The 18,734-nt window shown below is 57.9% G+C and carries 18 protein-coding genes and 1 pseudogene; 9 read left to right on the plus strand and 10 right to left on the minus strand.

Annotated features, from left to right (window positions below):
* Positions 1 to 7 precede the first annotated feature (7 nt).
* The 6 genes from RPMA_RS19225 to RPMA_RS19250 all read right to left on the minus strand — a co-directional run bounded on the left by RPMA_RS19225 (position 8) and on the right by RPMA_RS19250 (position 7,350).
* Positions 8 to 1,330: a TRAP transporter large permease gene (locus RPMA_RS19225; protein ID WP_211909276.1), complete on the minus strand. Its 1,323-nt coding sequence runs from the start codon at positions 1,328 to 1,330 to the stop codon at positions 8 to 10.
* Between the two features lie 15 nt (positions 1,331 to 1,345).
* On the minus strand, positions 1,346 to 1,888 hold the full coding sequence (locus RPMA_RS19230) for a TRAP transporter small permease subunit (RefSeq protein ID WP_211909277.1): 543 nt from the start codon (positions 1,886 to 1,888) through the stop codon (positions 1,346 to 1,348).
* Positions 1,889 to 1,992: 104 nt separating this feature from the next.
* Positions 1,993 to 3,042 (minus strand): TRAP transporter substrate-binding protein DctP, encoded by a 1,050-nt coding sequence (gene dctP, locus RPMA_RS19235; RefSeq protein WP_211909278.1) that lies wholly within the window; start codon positions 3,040 to 3,042, stop codon positions 1,993 to 1,995.
* Between the two features lie 219 nt (positions 3,043 to 3,261).
* A complete protein-coding gene (locus RPMA_RS19240) occupies positions 3,262 to 3,477 on the minus strand; it encodes a hypothetical protein (protein ID WP_211909279.1) in 216 nt (71 codons plus the stop codon).
* A complete protein-coding gene (locus tag RPMA_RS19245) occupies positions 3,470 to 5,734 on the minus strand; it encodes a DUF3772 domain-containing protein (protein ID WP_249225300.1) in 2,265 nt (754 codons plus the stop codon). Before RPMA_RS19245 ends, RPMA_RS19240 begins: the two co-directional genes overlap by 8 nt.
* Positions 5,735 to 6,495: 761 nt before the next feature.
* Entirely contained in the window at positions 6,496 to 7,350 is an 855-nt protein-coding gene (locus tag RPMA_RS19250; RefSeq protein ID WP_211909281.1) for a Crp/Fnr family transcriptional regulator, read from the minus strand.
* Positions 7,351 to 7,601: 251 nt separating this feature from the next.
* Between RPMA_RS19250 and RPMA_RS19255 the strand changes: the two genes are divergently transcribed.
* From RPMA_RS19255 to RPMA_RS19275, 5 genes are all read left to right on the plus strand, one after another.
* Positions 7,602 to 9,578, plus strand: a complete 1,977-nt coding sequence (locus tag RPMA_RS19255; RefSeq protein WP_249225301.1) for a sensor histidine kinase — start codon at positions 7,602 to 7,604, stop codon at positions 9,576 to 9,578.
* Positions 9,575 to 10,234: a response regulator transcription factor gene (locus tag RPMA_RS19260; protein WP_211909283.1), complete on the plus strand. Its 660-nt coding sequence runs from the start codon at positions 9,575 to 9,577 to the stop codon at positions 10,232 to 10,234. Before RPMA_RS19255 ends, RPMA_RS19260 begins: the two co-directional genes overlap by 4 nt.
* 406 nt (positions 10,235 to 10,640) lie before the next feature.
* The gene (locus RPMA_RS28585) at positions 10,641 to 10,718 is read left to right on the plus strand and encodes a BA14K family protein (protein WP_398464510.1); all 78 of its coding nucleotides are present in this window, start codon (positions 10,641 to 10,643) and stop codon (positions 10,716 to 10,718) included.
* A 102-nt stretch (positions 10,719 to 10,820) separates the two neighbouring features.
* Entirely contained in the window at positions 10,821 to 11,045 is a 225-nt protein-coding gene (locus tag RPMA_RS19270; protein ID WP_211909284.1) for a hypothetical protein, read from the plus strand.
* Between the two features lie 93 nt (positions 11,046 to 11,138).
* The gene (locus RPMA_RS19275; protein WP_211909285.1) at positions 11,139 to 11,987 is read left to right on the plus strand and encodes a universal stress protein; all 849 of its coding nucleotides are present in this window, start codon (positions 11,139 to 11,141) and stop codon (positions 11,985 to 11,987) included.
* A gap of 47 nt (positions 11,988 to 12,034) precedes the next feature.
* Here RPMA_RS19275 and RPMA_RS28590 read toward each other — a convergent pair whose 3' ends face one another.
* Both RPMA_RS28590 and RPMA_RS19285 read right to left on the minus strand, forming a co-directional pair.
* Complete coding sequence (locus RPMA_RS28590) at positions 12,035 to 12,268, minus strand: SH3 domain-containing protein (protein WP_408056556.1); 234 nt, start codon at positions 12,266 to 12,268, stop codon at positions 12,035 to 12,037.
* Positions 12,269 to 12,400: 132 nt separating this feature from the next.
* Positions 12,401 to 12,625: a hypothetical protein gene (locus tag RPMA_RS19285; protein ID WP_211909287.1), complete on the minus strand. Its 225-nt coding sequence runs from the start codon at positions 12,623 to 12,625 to the stop codon at positions 12,401 to 12,403.
* 152 nt (positions 12,626 to 12,777) lie between these two features.
* Here RPMA_RS19285 and RPMA_RS19290 point away from each other — a divergent pair, with 152 nt between their 5' ends.
* On the plus strand, positions 12,778 to 13,044 hold the full coding sequence (locus RPMA_RS19290; protein WP_249225302.1) for a PRC-barrel domain-containing protein: 267 nt from the start codon (positions 12,778 to 12,780) through the stop codon (positions 13,042 to 13,044).
* Positions 13,045 to 13,443: 399 nt separating this feature from the next.
* Here the strand turns inward: RPMA_RS19290 and RPMA_RS19295 are convergent, their stop codons facing one another.
* Positions 13,444 to 14,688 (minus strand): DUF2254 domain-containing protein, encoded by a 1,245-nt coding sequence (locus tag RPMA_RS19295; RefSeq protein ID WP_211909288.1) that lies wholly within the window; start codon positions 14,686 to 14,688, stop codon positions 13,444 to 13,446.
* 299 nt (positions 14,689 to 14,987) lie between these two features.
* Between RPMA_RS19295 and RPMA_RS19300 the strand changes: the two are divergent.
* The 3 genes and pseudogenes from RPMA_RS19300 (at position 14,988) to RPMA_RS19310 (ending at position 17,344) form a co-directional block, all read left to right on the plus strand.
* Positions 14,988 to 15,430, plus strand: a pseudogene (locus tag RPMA_RS19300) (DUF1330 domain-containing protein).
* Between the two features lie 379 nt (positions 15,431 to 15,809).
* Positions 15,810 to 16,988 (plus strand): Na+/H+ antiporter NhaA, encoded by a 1,179-nt coding sequence (gene nhaA, locus RPMA_RS19305; RefSeq protein ID WP_211909289.1) that lies wholly within the window; start codon positions 15,810 to 15,812, stop codon positions 16,986 to 16,988.
* A gap of 101 nt (positions 16,989 to 17,089) precedes the next feature.
* Positions 17,090 to 17,344, plus strand: coding sequence for a hypothetical protein (locus RPMA_RS19310; RefSeq protein WP_211909290.1), 255 nt, complete (start codon positions 17,090 to 17,092; stop codon positions 17,342 to 17,344).
* Between the two features lie 918 nt (positions 17,345 to 18,262).
* Here the strand turns inward: RPMA_RS19310 and RPMA_RS19315 are convergent.
* Positions 18,263 to 18,721 carry a hypothetical protein gene (locus RPMA_RS19315; RefSeq protein ID WP_211909291.1) on the minus strand — a complete coding sequence of 153 codons (459 nt, stop codon included), beginning with the start codon at positions 18,719 to 18,721 and terminating at the stop codon, positions 18,263 to 18,265.
* Positions 18,722 to 18,734: the final 13 nt, after the last annotated feature.

Below are 18,734 nucleotides of genomic sequence, written 5' to 3' on the forward strand. Positions count from 1 at the left end.
AGGGACGCTACTTTACCGGACCAAAGAACAGGTTCGGGAAATACAGCGCGATGTCTGGATACAAGATGATGATGAGGACGCCGAGCATCGTCACGAGCACATATGGAATGACCGACCAATAGATGTCGCTCATGGTGACTTCCGGCGGTGCAACGCTCTTTAGATAGAACAGGTTGAACCCGAATGGCGGCGTCATGTACCCGATTTCCATCATGATGATGAAAATCACGCCGAACCAGATCGCATCAAATCCATAGGACTGAACGACCGGGAGGAACACCGGCAGCGTGATCAGCATAATGCCGACCGGGTCGAGCACCATTCCGAGGATCAGCAGCACGACGAGCATGAATGCCAGCGCCCCCCATTTGCCGCCCGGCACCAGGGTCATCAGGTGGTTCATCAACTCATTGGCTCCGAGGGTCGTATAGGCCGTCGAAAAGGCATGCGCCGCGAACAGTATCCACATCACCAGGGCAGTGAGCCGCAGCGTCTGGATTGCGGCGTCGCTTAGCACGGCGACCGTCAGTTTGCGATGGACCGCAGAGGCTACCAGCGCACCGAACACGCCGAGCGCAGCCGCTTCGGTCGGCGTCGCGAACCCGCCGAAGATGGCGCCGAGTACAAGAAACACGATGAAGAGCGGCAGGAATACAGCCTTTAGCGACTCCAGCTTCAGGCGCCAGTCGCCCCGCTCCTCTACCGGCAGCGCCGGCGCAAGCGATGGCTGAAGCCAGGCGCGGACCCCGATATAAATCGACACCAGCGCGAACAGCAGAATTCCAGGGCCGATGCCTGATGCGAAGAGGCGCCCGACCGAGACCTCGGTGAGCATGGCATAGAGCACCATCAGGATCGACGGCGGAATGAGGATGCCCCAGCCACCGCCGCAATTGATCGCACCCACCGCAAGGCGCTTGTCATAGCCGCGCTCAAGCATTCGCGGCAGCGCGATTGTGCCCATGGTGACCACAGCGGCGCCGCTGATGCCGCTCATCGCGGCGAACACCGCGCAGATCGCGACGGTCCCGATGGCAAGGCCGCCGCGAAAGCCGCCGAACCAGACATGCATCATCCGGTACAGATTATTGGCGACGCCGGATTTCTCCAGCAGCATCGCCATGAAAACATACATCGGGATGGCGATGAGCGTGAAACTCATCATCGAGTCCCAGAACTTGGACGCTACGATATAGAAGCCGACCGGCCCCATCGTGAAATACAGGAAGATGCAGGAGATGCCGCCCAGGGTGAAGACGAGCGGAGTTCCGACAAAAAGGAAGAATAGCAGAGAGCCGAAGAACAGCAGTGTGAGAAGCTCGACTGACACGATGGGTCCGTTCGTTCAATGAGTGGGATCGTCGGAGGCCTGCTTGCCGAACGTGACCGGATCGTTCTCCACCCCTTTCACAGTGCGGATGTCCGATACTGTTCGCACGATCCCCTGCAGAAGCAGGAGGATGCCGGCGACCGGAATGATGATCTTTACAGGCCAGATATAAGGATCCCAGATACTCGACGACGTCTCTAGCTGCGCCGCCGATTCCCAGGCCATATCGATACCCTGATAGATCAGCACGCCCATGAAAATGTAGAACAGAAACGATGTCGCGAGATCGACGATAGCCTTCTTCACGCGATTAAAGCGGCCATAGATGATGTCGACATTGACATGCGCGCGTTCAACCAACAGATAGCCGCCCGCGATGACAGCATAGACGCCGAAAATGAGCTGGGCAAATTCCGCCGTCCAGATCGCGGCCCGACCCACCACATAGCGCATGACGACATCGGCGAGCAGAAGGACGAACATCGGCACGATCAGCCATGAGGCAACCCGTCCGATCACCGCATTCAGCGATGTCACAGCTCTGGCCAGTTTCAGCATCTCGTCATCCGAACCTCTTGAGCGGCAGCGGGGATGCGGATCGAACCCGCCTCCCCTGCGCGCAGCCATGTATGCTCGCGGTGATGTCATCGACAGGTCCGTCGTCAGACGTAGCCGAGGTCGCCCCTCAGCTTGTTCATCGCTTCGGCGCCTGCTGCCGCGATGGGCCCCTTGTCGATCTCTTTCTGCATGATGACCTTGGAGGCTTCGGAAAGTTTCTTCAGAACGTCATCGGGAAAACGGACGACCTCGACATTCATCTTTGCCCGGCCCGTGCTCAGGGCCACGGCTTCCTGCTGTAGGTATTCGATCGTCCGCCGGTAATAGCGCTCCTCAACGAGGGACGTCAGGATGAGCCGAAGATCGGCGGGAAGCTTGTTCAGCGCCGCCAGATTGAAGACATAGACGTCGTTCGTGAAGCCCAGTGCAGGCTTCATGTGAAATGGCGCGACTTCCCAGAACTTCATCGACAACGCACCAACCGCAGCGCCCCAATGGGCACCATCGACCACCCCCGTCGACATTGCCTGATAGATCTCGGGCCCGGCGACTTGCTGCGGCGCCATTCCTGCTGCGGCAAGATATTCAAGCATCGTCCCCGCGGAACGAACCTTTAACGAGCCAAGATCCGCGACCGACGTGATCTTTTTCTTCAACACGATCTCTGTCGGATAAGCCTTGTCCCCGAGCATCATCACACCTTTCGGCTGCAGCTCGTCATTCACCATCTTCTCGATGCCGAGATTTTTGGTGACATGCATCATTTCCCAGCTCTCGCGCAGCGCACCCGGGACGCCGTAATACAGGCCCATCGCCTGCGCCTCGCCGAGCACATAGCCGGGTGAGATCGTCCCCATCGGCACGACCCCGCGGCGCACGATATTGTAGATCTCGCGATCCTTGGCGATCTCGCCGGCACCGAACAATTCAAGCTTGAAGCGGCCGCCGGTTCGCTGCTCAAGCTCCTTCTGCAACACGACGAGACTGTCGTTGTAAGACCCCGACGCCTTTGGCCAATGCGCCTGTACCTTCCAGGACACTTTCTCCTGAGCGTTGGCCGAGCTTACAATCGCAGGCAATGTCAATGCCGCTGCCGCTGCCAGCGATCCCCCCACAAGGTTACGTCGGTTGATCGTCTTGCCATGTTCGGGCATCGAGGCGTCCTCCTGAATTTCTCGTCGAGCGAGACATGTTTATTTTTCGAAATCAGATCATGCGATCCAAGGCGAAGTCAACATACTGACCAATGAGATAACTTCTCTCTCGTTGGAAGGATCGGTGATTGCTGCGAGGTTTGGCATGCATGCGCTGATACATCGCACCGAACGTCGATCTATGTTGCTTCACCTCGGAAGGATGCGTCGGCTGCGAGTTCATGCTGCGTTGCTGGCAAAATCGCAGCAGGTCCGGTTCAGCCAGTCACAAATCAACTGAGCCTCTCCTCGCAGGATGGCATCGCCCTGCCCTTGGATAACCGGCACGATCGTGTCGCCTTCCTTGTCCCATATTTTCCAGCAATCAGCCTGACGACGCACCTCAAACCGATCGGGCGGCTGCAGAATGTGTTGATGGTCTACGAATCTATCCACTCGCCCCCTCGCTCTTGGAGTCAGGTTTTCCCGCCTGATGAAAGATCGCCTCGATCCGATCGAGGTCGCGCAGTCGGAGATCGCGCTGCGCTAACGGGATCTCGATGCCTTCGCGCCTGAATCGTCTCAGTATCTCCAACCGGACGTCATTGGCGACGCCCGCATCGGTGCTGATATTGCCGACATGGAAGAACACGGTGAATTCCAGCGCATCCGCGCCAAAATTGCCAAGAATTGCGAAAGGCTCGGGCGTCTTCAGTGCCCGCTCGTGTTGGCCGACGATATCGAGCAGGATGGCGATGACCTGATCGGGGTCCGTGTCATATGCGGTGCCAACCATGACCGACAGGCGGGCGGAATAGCTGCCGTGCATCCAGTTGACGACCTGGCCGCTGATGAGATCAGCATTTGGCACGATGACCGAAACATTGTCGTAGGTCGCGATCTCGGTGGCGCGGACATTAATGCGTTTGACGACGCCCATACGGGCACCAACCTCGATCCGGTCCCCAACCTTGATGGGTCGCTCGACCAACAAGATCAATCCCGAGACGAAGTTGTTGATGATGGACTGCAGACCGAAGCCGATGCCGACAGACAGCGCGCCCGCGACGATCGCGATGTTCTGCAGGTTGAGGCCGACATATGACAGCGCGACAATCACAGCCAGGATGATGCCGAGATAGCCGACGCCGGTGCGGATCGAACTGCGGACGCCGAGATCCAGATTGGTTTCGGGAAGGAAGCGGCCATCGAGCCATCGTTGCAACGCCCTTGTCGCTGCCATGCCAACGATCAGAACGACGATGGCGCCGAGAATGGCCGAAGGCGAGATGGTGAATTGCCCGATCGAGAAGCCGAAGAAAGCCGAAGAGACGGAGCCGAGAACATCATCGGAGTTGATGCCCCATGTGGCCAGCACCGCGAACGCGGCCATGCCGATCAGGGCCAGTTGCAGCAATCCGCTGATCAGCGTAGCGATTTGACGGACCGCCGCATTGCCCAGACCGGCAGTCTGCCGGAGAAACCGTCCTGTCCGCCCCTGGAAGGCGAAGGTTGCGCTGACGAGCGCGTCACTGAGCTGGCTCAGCAGGATCAGGCTCATCAGCACCGCGCAGATGATCGTCATTTCCCCGGTCACGAAGCGCGCAAAGGCCACATATCCGCTCATGGCGGCGAGGACCGTGGCCACGGCCGCCAGCCATCCGAGCGGAATGAGTAGCCGCCACGCCGAGCGACCGCGAAGATCCGCAGCGGCCGTTTCATCCTCATCGGTCGTGGCCGGCGCAAATGCACGCAACACCGCGATAAACAGGAAGGCCTTGATCAAAGCGATGCTGGCCTGACTAAAGGTCAACAGCGCGGTCGGTGCCGCGATCGTTCGATTGGTCGCGTCGATGAGCACGCCGGCGGCCGCGGCAAAACCGAGCAAGACGGCCAACGGCACGACTCCCTCGGCGACGGCATCTTCGATTTCGATCAATCGCCATGATGGACGTCCCGGTGCCAGCACAGCGGTCGCAAGGCTGGAGAAAAATGCCGCAAATGTCGTTCCCACGAAAAGTGCGCGGACGATTCCGGCAACATCGAGTGGCAGCACGCCGAGCGCGATCAAGGCGTGATAAAGCACAAGTAGCGCGACACCGGGGATCACAGTGCCAACGAAAACAATCGCCGCCGCACTGCCTGCCTTGCGCAATTCCGGCAGAGTGGCGACTTGCGGGTCGCGCGACGTCCAGCGCGACTGCCAACGGCGGCCGGGCGGAAGAAAGAATCCCAAGACAACAAGAGCCGCGATCGCAACGCCCGAGAAAGCACGCAACGGCTGCGACGCGAGACTGTTGACCCAGCGTGACACAAGCTCGCGCAGTTGCGAGACGGAGTCGGGAACGGTCGCGGCAAGGTCCAGCCAGAATGAAGGGTTCAGAACGCTGGGCGAGCGTTCTGTAACTGAGTCCGTGAAAATTGCGCGGCGACGGTCCGAGATGGCGTCAGAAACTTGCTGCGCGCGCACGTTCAGCAGTCTGGCCTGTTGAACGATTCCTTGTTGCGCCACTTTCTCCGCCAAAAGCTTGGCGCGCTCCAGCTTGATGTCATCGGACTGCGATGCCGTATCCGCTGCGCTCGGCGCCAGTTCCGCAGCGCGTTGCGTGACTTCGTCAAGTTTTGGCGTCATTTCACCGATGAGTTCGCGGACACCTGCTTGAACGAGACCAGCGCGATCGCGCAGGTCATCGAGCGTTGTCTCGGAAATCACGCGAAATCGGAGCGCCTGCTCCGCCGTGTCCAATGCCTCCTTCCAGGAATTCAACTTGCCTTGAGCATCGGGAAACACCGGCGCTGGAACTGTCGGAAGATCTTCGTCTCGTTTTGGAGAGACCGCTTCCTTAGCCGAGGTTGTAGGTGCGGCTTGGGATTCGCCCGGCGCGGCAGCGGCTGGAGAAACCCTGCCATCCAACCCAAAGGGCGATGGCGATACAAGCAGAAGGACCGCGATTACAACGAGCCGCGAAAGATTCATGGGTGATCCAAAGGCTTAGAGATTCTGAATGCGCGAGCCGGGATCAGCGGAGCATGGATTTTTGACGATTGATGGGTACTCGCCCCCGGCGCGAAGACGGTTGGCGACGCCTGTTGACGCATAATGTTCCGCCGGCTGCCTGCCTCGCTACTTGGCGGCATCGCTCAATCATCCTGAATGCAGCGCTTGCGGTCCGACGCGCCGCCTCCTCGACCATTGCGTCGATAGTTGCCCTGATCTTGGTGGCACTATCCCAAGTCCCTTCAGTCCGTTTCATACTCCCTCCTCATCGCTTCACGCTCAGATCAGCAAGAACGGTAACAATGTGATCAGTGTTAGAATTGCGAGCACCACTACGACTGCGTCGCGGTTGCTCTCCTGCCTGTTGCTCATTCGGAGATCATGTACGTTGATGCGATTGTCGTTACCCGCCTCGCGAGACGTTTCCATCGTCATCGAAGCGAGGGTCTTAGCGGCCGTGTTTCGCTTTGCATTACTCATGAGTGCAGCTGAGGAGGCTCGATCAGCAGGGACGACCTGCGCTTAACCTGCGAAGTTTCAACAGTACGAAGTGCATCACACCGACTTTGCGCCTGAGTAGAGCTAATTAAGTTTGAGCTTCCGGCTCTCAGCAGCCGATGGCAAGCGCAAGAGGTCGCTTCAAGTCCCTTGCGATTCTCAATAAGTATGGCGCCCCTACTTCGCCGAATGAGGCCGACCTGCTCCATACGACCCATCTCAGTGGTGACACCTGCGCGTCGGACTGCAATTGCTCGGCTTAATCCGTCATGAGTGATGTCGATACGATCTGCTCCCAATCGGGAGCTCGCGACGAGGAGCCAGCGGGCGAGACGCTGTCGCAGGTTATGCTTTGTATTGCATGCGATCAGTTGCGATGCATGCACGGCCACCTCATGTGAATAACGTAGCAGGAGCTTTTGAAACTCCGGCTGCGCCAAAAGAATTTCCCTAAATGTCCTTGCATCGATGCGAAGCGCCATTCCGGCAGCCCGCACAATACATCGGTGAGGAGACGCTTCGACACCGTGCAATAGTGGCAAGCCAACAAAATCGTGGACACCCAGAGTCTGGACCTCCACTGTCGAGCGCCCCTCATCGGCCTTGGCCACCATCGAAGCCATGCCGCTCTCGATCAGATAAACATTCTGCAACTGAACATTCCGCTCCTGAAGCATCTGACGTGTCTCCAGCGGTGTCGGTTCCGCGTGACGCAAGATGGCCGCCCGACAGGCCCCCGAAAGACGTGCGACGAGTTGGTTGTTACAGAACGCCGGCACGCTCTCGCGCGCGACATTCGGCTTGCGGTGACGTGCATCATCCAAAGCGAGCATCAGATTCCTTCGCTTCAAGGCAAAGATTCTGTTCTAAGCCTTCAAAACATGAACCTAAGCGCCGAAATGATGCCTACCAGTCAGGCGCAGCGTGCCTCCGGGTCGGGGAAATCCTGACAATCGCGTGCGGTGACACCGATCACAGCGCGAATTGATTATCCGAAGCGCATCGTTAACGTCGTCGGGCCGATCAAAGGGACATCATGGCCTCTCACTCACACGTTGCTCGCCACTCATTGATTCTACTCGTCATGGCGGCAGCAATTCCATTGCTGGTGTTTGGGGGCTGGGTGATATTTCTCAGCGCCCGTGAGGAGCGCACGGCGTCGCTGAACGCAGCCTTCGATACGCTCGATCGTGTTGTGACGCGGGTCTCTTCGGAACTCGTGACGCAGATCGAGGTCGCCGAAACACTCGCAGCATCCGCTTCACTCGACCAACCGGACCTTCCCATGTTCTACCGTGAGGCCAAGCGTCTCAAGGACGCTCGTCCGTTGTGGGAGACCATCGAGCTTGTGGACCGCGATGGCAGCCAGGTACTGAACCTCCTCAGACCCATGGGCTCGGAACTTGGTGCGACCGCCGATCGCGACAATTTCGACAAGGTCATGGAAACAAAAAAGGCTGCCATCGGTGGGATCGGGCCGCTGGGACCGATTTCAGGAAAGCGACTTATCGCGCTCCGTGCTCCTGTGGAGCGTGGTGGCAAGGTCAACTACGTTCTTACCGTTGCGCTCGTGCCGGACGCTGTCAGTCAGATCCTGCGCAGCGCGGGAGCGCCGAAGGGATGGGTTGGCGAAGTCGTGGACGCCAAAGGCAACATCGTCGCGCGCACAATGGCCAAGCATTTTGAACTCGGGAGCGCTGCGAGCCCTTCAGTCCGAGCCGCAATCGAGCGCGCCCCGGAAGGCTCATATGTAGGCCACTCGCTGGAGGGGATCGAGGTAGATACGATCTATCGCACCTTGCCCGGCACCGGTGGTTGGTCAGTCCATTTCGGTATCCCATCCGACGCGTTAAATGCGCCGGTGAAGCGATCAGGATACCTGCTTGCTGCAGGTGGAACCGTTAGTCTCTGTCTTGCCGTCATACTTGCCTGGCTAACAGGCCGTGATATCGCCCAAAGGAGACTTGATCAGGAGGCCAAAGCGGCGCTTGAGCTCGGTCTGAGCGAAGAGCGGCGACGACTGGCCATCGACACCGCCGCGATGGGCGTGTTCAATTGGAACACGCAAGGTAGTCACGTGGTGGCCTCCACGCGATCGCGAGATCTACTTAATCTGCCCGACGCTCCGCAGCTCGGTAGCGATCGACGCTACAGTCGGGAAGCATTTCTGAAAGGTGTTGCGCCCGCCGATCGAGCTATCGTCGCCGATGCATTTGACCAATGCTTTGCGGACGGATTGGTCGATGTCGAGTTTCGAACAGTCTCGGCTGGCGGCGAACTCCAATGGCGTCGCGCTACAGGGCGACCATCGCAGATCGACACCACGCGAACCGTCCTCGGCGTCATCATCGATATTGATGCGGGGAAAAGAGCTGAAGCTGAACGCCAGCAACTGCTGTTGAGGCTGGCCCAGGCAGAGGAAAACGAACGTCGCCGAATCGCGCGTGAACTACATGATCAGATCGGCCAGAGCGTGACAGGACTGCTTCTCGGGCTCAAGAACCTTGAGCAGTCGATCGAAACAGGTGACGGCAAGCCCGGATATGACCGCATCGCTTGGTTGCGGGAACTCGCCAACGACATTGGCCGCGACATCCATCGCGTTGCGGCAGATCTGAGACCAACTGCGCTCGATGATCTCGGCTTGTATGACGCCTTGCGTGCGCTTGCTGCGGAATGGAGCACACGTTTCGACATCGTGCTCGATCTACAGATCTCTGGTGAGGTCTCCAGAGTGCCATCCGACATCGAGATTGTCGTCTACCGGGTGGTTCAGGAGGCGTTGACCAATATCCTCAAGCATGCGAGGGCCAAGAACGTCAGCCTCTTGATCGACAGGCGGGCGACAGAACTGCGGATCATCGTCGAGGATGACGGGATTGGGTTCAATCCCATCCCCTCCGAGCCTGCAGGTCAACCTATGCCGGTGAGGCTCGGTCTTTCGGGAATGCACGAACGTTTGAGCCTGATTTCGGGGACCATGACCATCGAATCCGAGCCAAACGCGGGAACGACCATATTCATCGTAATTTCGCTTATCACTGCAGCAGGTCCGACATGAGCGTCATCCGAATCACTCTGGCCGATGATCATCCGGTGGTATTGGCAGGGATCAAGGCTCTCTTGGATAATGTCAGCGATATTGATGTCGTGGGCGAAGCGACAACAGGAACCGAAGCGATCCAGCTCATCAGCGACCGCAAGCCCGACATCGCGGTCATCGACATATCGTTGCCAGAGATCAACGGCCTTGAATTAGCAAAGCAAGTTGCGGAAAAAGTGCCGAGCGTCAAATTGCTCGCACTTACCGTTCACGAAGATCGTGCCTATGTCCAGCCGCTGCTCAAGGCCGGAGCTAAGGGATATCTCCTCAAGCGCTCTGCTGCAGACGAGCTGATCCGTGCCATCCGTGCCATCGACGGTGGCGGCGTCTATCTCGATCCAGCAATCGCAGGCAAAGCGATCCCTGATCTACCCGGCGACAGCGGCGGTCTTGGTAAGATTGCGGCGGCGGAGCTAAGCCAGCGCGAGACCGAAGTTCTTCAGTTGATATCTCAAGGACTTAGCAACAAGGAGATCGGAGGCCGTCTGGAGATCAGCGTCAAGACCGTAGAGACTCACAAGGCGCGCGCCCTGGAGAAACTTGGCTTGCGCACGCGGGCGGAAATCGTCCGATACGGGATTGCTCATAGATGGCTGGACAACCTGAGCGAATAGCCAACGCAACATAGTGTACGCCAGCGTACCGGCTTTATCTGAAACTCTTGATGTCTCCGGGGTTTGTCGTCGCGTCAATCGGCACACAGACAGGAGATAACGGCATGAGATTAACCTTGGTACTCGCAGCCACTTTGCTGGCCGCCTCAAGCGCCTTCCCAAGTGCCGGGCCAGCGTCAGCCGCGCCCCTTCTGGCACAGGCTGCACACGCGGACCGGAACGACAACGTCGTCGATATCCGCTGGAGGGGCGTGGATGGCATCATGGGCATCGTGGGTGGCGCCACGGTTATTATAATCGGGGCCCGGGATGGGGACCGGCTCTCGGCGGCCTTGCTGCAGGAGCGATCATTGGTGGAGCGATTGCAAACAGCAACGCGCGAGCGGCCAACGACGAGGCTTACTGCATGAACCGCTACAAGTCGTACGATCCGGGCTCTGGCACCTATCTGGGATACGATGGCAACCGGCATCCGTGCCCATAGCCAGTACTCACCTGAGCCGGCCGGGGATGTCAGGAAAATCCTGACATCCCCTCGCGCCGCCTGACTGGTGGTCAGCCTCTTGAAGCATCAACCTGGTCCCGAATGCTGAAGACGCCGATCGAGGGACAGATGCACAATCCGCTGTTGCTGGGACTACTACTCATGATGTCAGGCGCTGCGCTCGCCTATAGCGGCCTGCCGAACCGGTACGGACAAAGTCCTTTCTTCATGACGCGGAGCGGCCTTACCCTGATATATCCTGCCATCATTGCCTCGTTGCTGGCGATCGGGGCTGTCCAGATCGTGGCAGCCGTTGCTGCGCACTGACGCATCGTTCGCGCAAATATGGAAGGACCCGGACCTTTCAGCGCCGATTTCCGCTCAGCAAGAGATCGGCGTTCGGCCTTTGAGGAACCGTTTATGTCGATCAAATCTCTCATCGTATTTCTCGACGCAACCTCCGGAATGAATGCGCGGATGACATATGCGCTCAATCTGGCAGAGCAGCACGAAGCACATCTCATCGGCATTTCCGTATCGCCGCCGCTCTGGACGCGAACCAACGGAGCGATTGATTACACGCGAGGGACTTCTGCCGTTGAGGAGATGGTTGAGCGCCACAGCGCGCAGGAAGGCGCCACTCACGAAACGTCGAAACGCGCTTTCGATGAGTTGCTCAGGCCAACGGGCCTTAGTCATGAGTTTCGCGCTATTCGTGAGATGGAGGCGGATCAGATCGCGAGACTTCACGCATTACATGCCGATCTTGTCATTGTCGGCCACTCCCGACCGGACGGCTTGCCCCATGCGTCTTCGCCCGACGCAATGCTGGTCAAGACCGGCGTGCCCTTCTTAATCGTCCCAGACGACTGGCATCGGACCGCGCCGGTTGCACAGAACATCATGATCGCATGGAACGCCAGTCGAGAGGCACGCAGAGCTATCACAGACACGTTGCCGCTTCTCAAAGCGGCCAAGTCTGTCACCGTTACAGTTGTCGATGCTCATGACAATGCCTCATATGGTGAACAACCGGGGGCAGACGTCGCACAGTATCTCTGTCGTCATGGGGCCAATGTCAGTGTCGAGCAGAGACAATCAGCCGGCCTGCCTATCGCTACCGTATTACGAAAAACTGCGCATGACCTGCAATGTGACCTGATTGCGATCGGCGCTTACAGCCATAACCGGCTCAAGCAACTGGTTTTCGGCGGCGTGACACGCTCGATCTTATCCCACGTGGAGGTGCCAACAGTCATTGCACATTGATGGCTGCGTTCGCTCGATGGCGGACACGACCGCTGCCGCGAACCAACTCAAGATTTCCTGCTGAGCAGTCGAAGTTGCCGATATTCCACCCAGCCAATACTCCCACGCCATATGACCCTGCACCAGCGATTGCTGATGCAGTATCGTGTATCGACACGTGCTCCTCCCGGAATGACGTCGATCACTGCAAAGCTCGCGTCCGGTGCTGCGCGTAGCTTGACCGGTCCCCGGGAACGCGCCGGATCAGCTTCGGCTTCGACTATGAATACCGAACCAAACATCACGACAATTGCCGATCTAACTATCAAATTCTTCACATTCACCTGCGTCGGCTCGCTCTCTGCTTCTCACGGGGAGATGGTACAGGCTGATCTCGCTGATATGCAGCGCGGTCTGACGCTTCCCGGGCGTCGCTAATCGTCCTTGCCAAACGTCTGCATAGCACTGACGACGTCGGCACCTGAAAGAGCCTTCGTCGCGCTCGGCAAAAACCTGCCCAGCACCGCTGCTTGTCGTCGCACCGAGATCTGCGGTCTGTTGAGGATAGCTGCGGCTCGTATCAGGGTCGCCCCGCTATCGGCGAGTTCGATCAGCTTGGCAATTTCGTCCGGTGTCCACGGCGACTGAAACTTTCGCATGACGCCTCTATGCAATTCATTCCACCGTAACAGGGCTACATCGGCGAGAAAATCAATTGCGGAAAATCCTGACAAGGCCGCGAGGAACGATAAGCCAGGCGGTCGGTTGCCAAACCATCGATCCTACCTTCTGGATCGAAATGGAGAAGACTATGAATAAACTGCTTTTGACCGCTGCATCGCTGGCCCTGCTCGCATCTCCCGCTCTCGCACAGACTGCGACGACGACACCAGCCGCCCCGGCAGCTACTGCCGCCAAGTTTGCCACGGTCACAAAGGACGAGATGTTCACGTCGAAGCTCAAGGGGCTCAACGTCATGAACAATCAAAAGGAGACGATTGGCGAAATCAGCGACATTGCCTTTAAGGGCAAGGAGATCAGCGCCTTGATTCTGTCTGTTGGCGGCTTCCTTGGGTAGGAGAGCGCTATGTCGCCGTGGCTCCGGATTCGGTGAAGATGATGTACGATGCGAAGGCGGAGAAGTGGACCGCCACCATGGATACAAATAAGGACACCCTGAAGAACGCGCCTGAGTTCAAATATCCGAAGTAAGCCTATCGATCTACATGGCCGCCGGAATATCCGTCCGACGGCCATGTCGCCCTCGGTGATCAATCGTTGGCAAGATGCCGCTTTCAATTCCTTCCAGCACTCATGCAACCGCCCTTCTTTCAACAGTAAGCTTTGATGCGCGAACTATTGCGGTGCATGTATGTCCCTGATTCATCGCGACGTACGCGGAACCAATTGTGCCCTTGGCCAAAGAATGGCTTTGCGCCTACAGCGTTGATCTCCTGACTTCGAGACGATGGTGCCGTTACGTGTCCCTGGTCGAAGCGCTGCTCAACCTTTGGATGTCGGGAGCAAAGCTGAGGGCTTGTCTGGCACGAGCAAGAGCCAGTTCCGCATGCGCCGTCGCGGCTTCGGTCATCTCTGCGTTGCCAAGATTCGCCAATGCCTGCATCGCCTTCTGCAGACGCATACCCACCTCCACCAGTCCGGCACCATCCCTGGCAATCGGGGCGACAGCGTCGTCAAGCAAATCACGCGCTGCCACGGCTGGCACAAATATCCTCGGATACTTGATCTCATCGCGCGGACAATCAGCTCCATCCGTCCAGTTCGAAAGTACGCGCACCATCGTCCCTATGACGTCTATAGCAGTGCCGGGATCATTGACTGCCGGTGACAGCGCCCGCGACGCCACCTCCGACAGAACGATCAACCCGAAGCGTGGGTCCTGTTCGTATGATCGCTGGTCGCCAATCTGGAAACAATTGGCGACCTCCCGTGCGATCTCGTCGTCGTGACACGCGACCATGACCGCAAGCCTGCGGTCCAATGTCGCAAAGGTTCCTGGAAGCGCCGTGACGCAGATGTCGAATTGGCCGCGTTCTGCAATGCGTGAGAGCCCACCCATATCGATCCGCCGGACATATCCAATCTTCCGAGAGACGACGGGCGTTCCGGGCGGCTCCAGCAATGGAGCCCGCCTGCCGCCGAGACAAGGGTTTTGGCGACGATCATCAATCGCCTTGTTCACCGCTCGCTCGACCTGATCTATGGTTTCACCAAGCCGCCCGAGTCGCGACAAACGATGGATCCAGCGCAGCAGCATCACAACGATCAGTACAACGACGACGACAGTGGCTGCGAACAAGATCAATCGCCCGCTTGAGCCATAAGCGCCTGTAGACAGCGCGATCAATCCGACCAAACTGAATACAAAAGCGCCGATAAAGGTAGCAAGGGCGCGCTGAGCCGTCCTGTCTTCGACTACCAGTTGGGCCGCGCGCGGTGTCGCTCCCGTGGCCGCCGAAGCAAAGGCCTGAACCATCGTAGAGATGGAGAATGTCGCGACAGCGAGCATACTGGCTGCAATAATGCCGAGAATGCGATCGACGGCGTCGGCGCCCACGCGGCTCGACACGGCGTCAGGAATGAGGCGATCGAGAAAAAGCGCACTGAGGGCGGCTGTGACGCCGAGCAAGCAATAAAGTCCGACGGTGAACCAAAGCTGATTTGCAACGTCCCTGGCGATCCAATCCAGTTTCAGTCTCATTGAATACCCCGAGATCTAATCTGACAACCGGTGTGATGCGAAGCCAATCGCTGCAACTCCTATAGACCACGTATTGCGCCGAGGCGAACTCGTCATGCCAAATGTCACATTCTGAAAAGCAGGACTGCCAAGCTCATGAATGTCGGCTTTGCGCCTATTGCCTTCACGAAATGACGCAAACCCAAACGCGTGACCAGTGAATTCGCTGCACCTTGGCTATGCGCTCCCAAGGATCCAAAAGTCGTTCTCGCCAGGGATCGTTTGTGTTTCTCTGCATTACAAAATCACTGGAGGTAAAAATGACTCAAGGTTTCGTTGATCCGACTAAGGAAACATTTTCGCTCTTTCGCAAGAATGATCGGCCTGGCGCGATACAGATGTTGAACTTGGTGCGGCTGCTACCTGAAGCCAAGTATCCGGATTTACGCACAGCGACCGGCGCGGAAGCCTACGCGCGTTACGGCGAAGAAAGTGGCCCCGTCTTTCGGCGCCTGGGCGGGCGAATAATTTGGCAAGGTCGATTCGAGCTGATGCTCATCGGACCTGCGCATGAACGCTGGGACCACTGTTTCATTCCGAATACCCAAGCGTCGATGCCTTTGTTCAGATGCTTAGGGATCCGGTATACCGCGAAGCGGTGAAGCACCGCCAAGCTGCGGTTGAAGATTCTCGTTTGATCCGAACTGCACCCTTACCGATTGGCGAAAACTTCGGAGAAATTCCTGTTCAGTCGGAGACATAAGCCGCCCGACAACCACAGCCTCGCCCTCATGCGGATTGAACGCGCTACCTTTCTAGGCGGCCCCTCACTGAATTTGCGGGCGATGCGGGGCGCGCTTTCCAACGCTGGCTCACAGAAGCGGCCGATACCTGCGGCTTTGCGATCGCGTCATGCTGACGCGTTCGTCCAACAATTTACAGAGCATTAACCATAAACATGGAGGTAACAGCTTACAGAGGTGATGGCATGCAGCGTTTTTTTGGAATACTCAGCGTTGGCAGTTTCTTGCTGATCTTCGTCCAGATTGTCACGGGGATCAGCTTCCGCTGAAGTTGCAAAAGTGACAATGAGCCACACTGATTAGGGTTGTCCAAACAGCAGGTGCATGCGACCCAGCCGCATGACTTTACTCCGTTCCGGTCCGACCTCGGCGCTACGCGCTCTGCTTGCCAATGAGGCCGCTGGCGGCATCGTTTTGATGTTAGCCGCAGCCGTCGCCTTGCTTGTCGCCAACTCGCGGCTGGCGCCTCTGTATTTCGATGCTCTCCATGTGAAGATCGCGGGGCTATCCGCTCTGCACTGGATCAACGATGGGCTCATGGCAGTTTTTTTTCTGCTGGTAGGCCTGGAGATCAAGCGCGAGCTTTTGGAAGGCCAATTGGCGAAGTGGGAAGACCGGATCTTGCCGGGTGTCGCTGCGCTTGGCGGCATGCTTGTTCCAGCACTCGTCTATCTTTTCATCAACGGCATTTCTGCTCCTACCGCGAGAGGATGGGCGATACCCACGGCGACAGACATTGCATTCGCGCTCGGTGCGATTGCGATACTGGGCAAACGTGTCCCAGTCTCGCTCAAGATATTCCTTACAGCCCTTGCCATACTCGACGACTTGGGCGCGATTACGATTATTGCGCTGGTCTATACGGACAACTTGCAGATGAGCTGGCTGATGGCTGCCGGCGCTATTGTCGTAATGCTTTTCGCCTTTCAACTGATCGGGCGGCAGTCGCTCTGGCTCTATCTGATCCTAGGTGTCTTCTTGTGGTTCTTTACGCTCAAATCCGGCGTTCACGCGACCTTAGCCGGCGTGCTGCTCGCCTTTGCGATCCCGCTGCCGCGCAAGACAGAGGGCGGCGAAGATCACCGGCCGCTCATCGTTCTCGAACACGCCCTTCAACCATGGGTCGCTTACCTTGTGGTTCCGATCTTCGGTTTCGCAAACGCAGGTGTGTCTTTTGCAGGCATGACAGCATCGGTACTGATGGCGCCGGTCACGCTTGGCATTGCGGCGGGCTTGTTCTTCGGCAAGCAGATCGGTGTGTTCCTCGCAAGTTGGGGAGTGGTTGCGTTAAAGCTGGCACGGCCCCCGGCGGGCGCGAGCTGGCCTCAGGTCTATGGAGTTTCTTTGCTCTGCGGCATCGGTTTCACGATGAGCCTCTTCATCGGATTGCTGGCGTTCCCGGATGACGAGCTCCTACAGAACGAAGTCAAAGTCGGCGTCCTCCTCGGATCGCTCGCTGCAGGGATGGTCGGCGTAGCCGTGCTTGCCATCAGTAATACGCCAACGCGGCCGACGTGACTGCAACTCACATTTGAGGCAGGTCTACGGTCAAAATGACGCGCCGAAGGCCCTTTGTTTTCTAGGCGAACAGGGATAGCCAGTCGGCGATTGGAGCAACGATGTCCGGCAACAACAAGCCAAATACAATACACTGGCCGAGTATCCTCACCGTCATCTCCGCGGCGATCCTCATCGGCGCCGAGGTTTTCGGGGCGGCGTTCGCCGGCGGCTGGGCATTTGGCATCCTGCTCGGGCTGAGCGACAACGCGACATACATCTTGCAGGCGGTGTTGATGTGTCTGGGTGTTGTGGTGATGACAATATTCATCCGCAATGCGCAGCGCATCGAACCGTTTTGGAGCCGCAAACGGTGATCAACGATGGGACAGCACTGGCGTCACCAGCAAGATGATGGACGTGCGAGACGGGGAGCAGGCGCTGTGCTCGTGGCTCTTTGCATCGGCATAGCAGCGACTGTGGCCTCGACGACCGCGCTGGCCTTCTTGGTGCAACTTCTACGTTGATCGGAGGAGACACGATGCGCCTGCTCGCCGTATGCTCCATATCTGCACTGTCGGTGGCGACGGCCGCATATCCGCAAGGAACCGCCGAGCAAAGACGTGCATGCACTCGCGACGCAGTCACCTTGTGCTTCGATGCCATTCCGGACACCAGGCGTGTCTCGGAGTGTCTCCACGACAACCGGGAGCGCCTGAGCCGCAGCTGCGCTGCGTCCTTCCGCCGAGGGATACTGTGACCAAGGAAAAGACGCCGCAAGCCGGATGAAGTGCGAGTACGTCGTTGCCGCAACTGCTCGGCTCACACCGTATATCCGCATTTCAGAAGAATGTCGGCTTTGCCAGAAGCGGCAGCGCCTCGAATTCTGCTGCGTTTTTTTGTATGGCTAAAAGTGGCGCCCTGCTTGCGTTTAAATCTGGCTACCTGAGATCACAGCGAGATGCGCCAAACATCTCGCTCCATCTAAAAGCTTTTTATAAAAACTATTATCGCCTTAGCGGTATCATGGAACCATCCCGGCATTTGGCGACCTAGCGTATGCTCAAATGGCGGCCCTACAGTCGCGCCCCTGCTCGCACGTGGGGTAGTAGCCCTATAGCCCCCTCCCCTTGCCAGCGACTCGCCCTGTCGGTTTGCGGGCCTATCCAATGCCATCGGCAAGGCACCATTATTGCCCACCCCACCCTGGCTGTCGGCAACCATAGGAAATCATAAAATCCTACCTAATTACCGCCAGGGCCAGGGTGGAGGGCCACCCTGGCCGGTGACGGGGCTCATCGCAAGTTTTTGGCGCCCGGGAAGTCGAGTATCCGGACCGCTATACTTCCAGAGGCCGTTTCAGCGACTTGATAGGTCAAACGCTGTACCAACGGCTTTCCCGGTGATGTTGCAGCGGCCACCATCACGTTCGGCAGCATCGCCATGGCCCAAGTGTAAGTCTCCATTTCCGCTGGAGTAGTCGGAGCGCTTCCGATGACCTCTTCTGGGTTCCCCTTGGCTGCAGCCAACGCAAAGCTGACCGAGCAAATGAGGTCGTTACCCCGCTTGCCGTGGACTGCGAAGTCGTCGAGCAGCTTGCCTCCCAACCTAGATAGCTTGCTCGTGAACACTCGATGCAACTCCGCCACGGTTTTCGTTTTGGAGCACAGGTTCGAGGTTGTAGAACGACCTGCGATGACTGCGACGAGGCCAAGCGCGGCCAATCCGCCAATAATCCAATAGCGCTTTTTCATACCCGTTCCTCGT

The organism is Tardiphaga alba, from assembly GCF_018279705.1.
In the GTDB taxonomy this organism is placed as follows: Bacteria; Pseudomonadota; Alphaproteobacteria; order Rhizobiales; family Xanthobacteraceae; genus Tardiphaga; species Tardiphaga alba.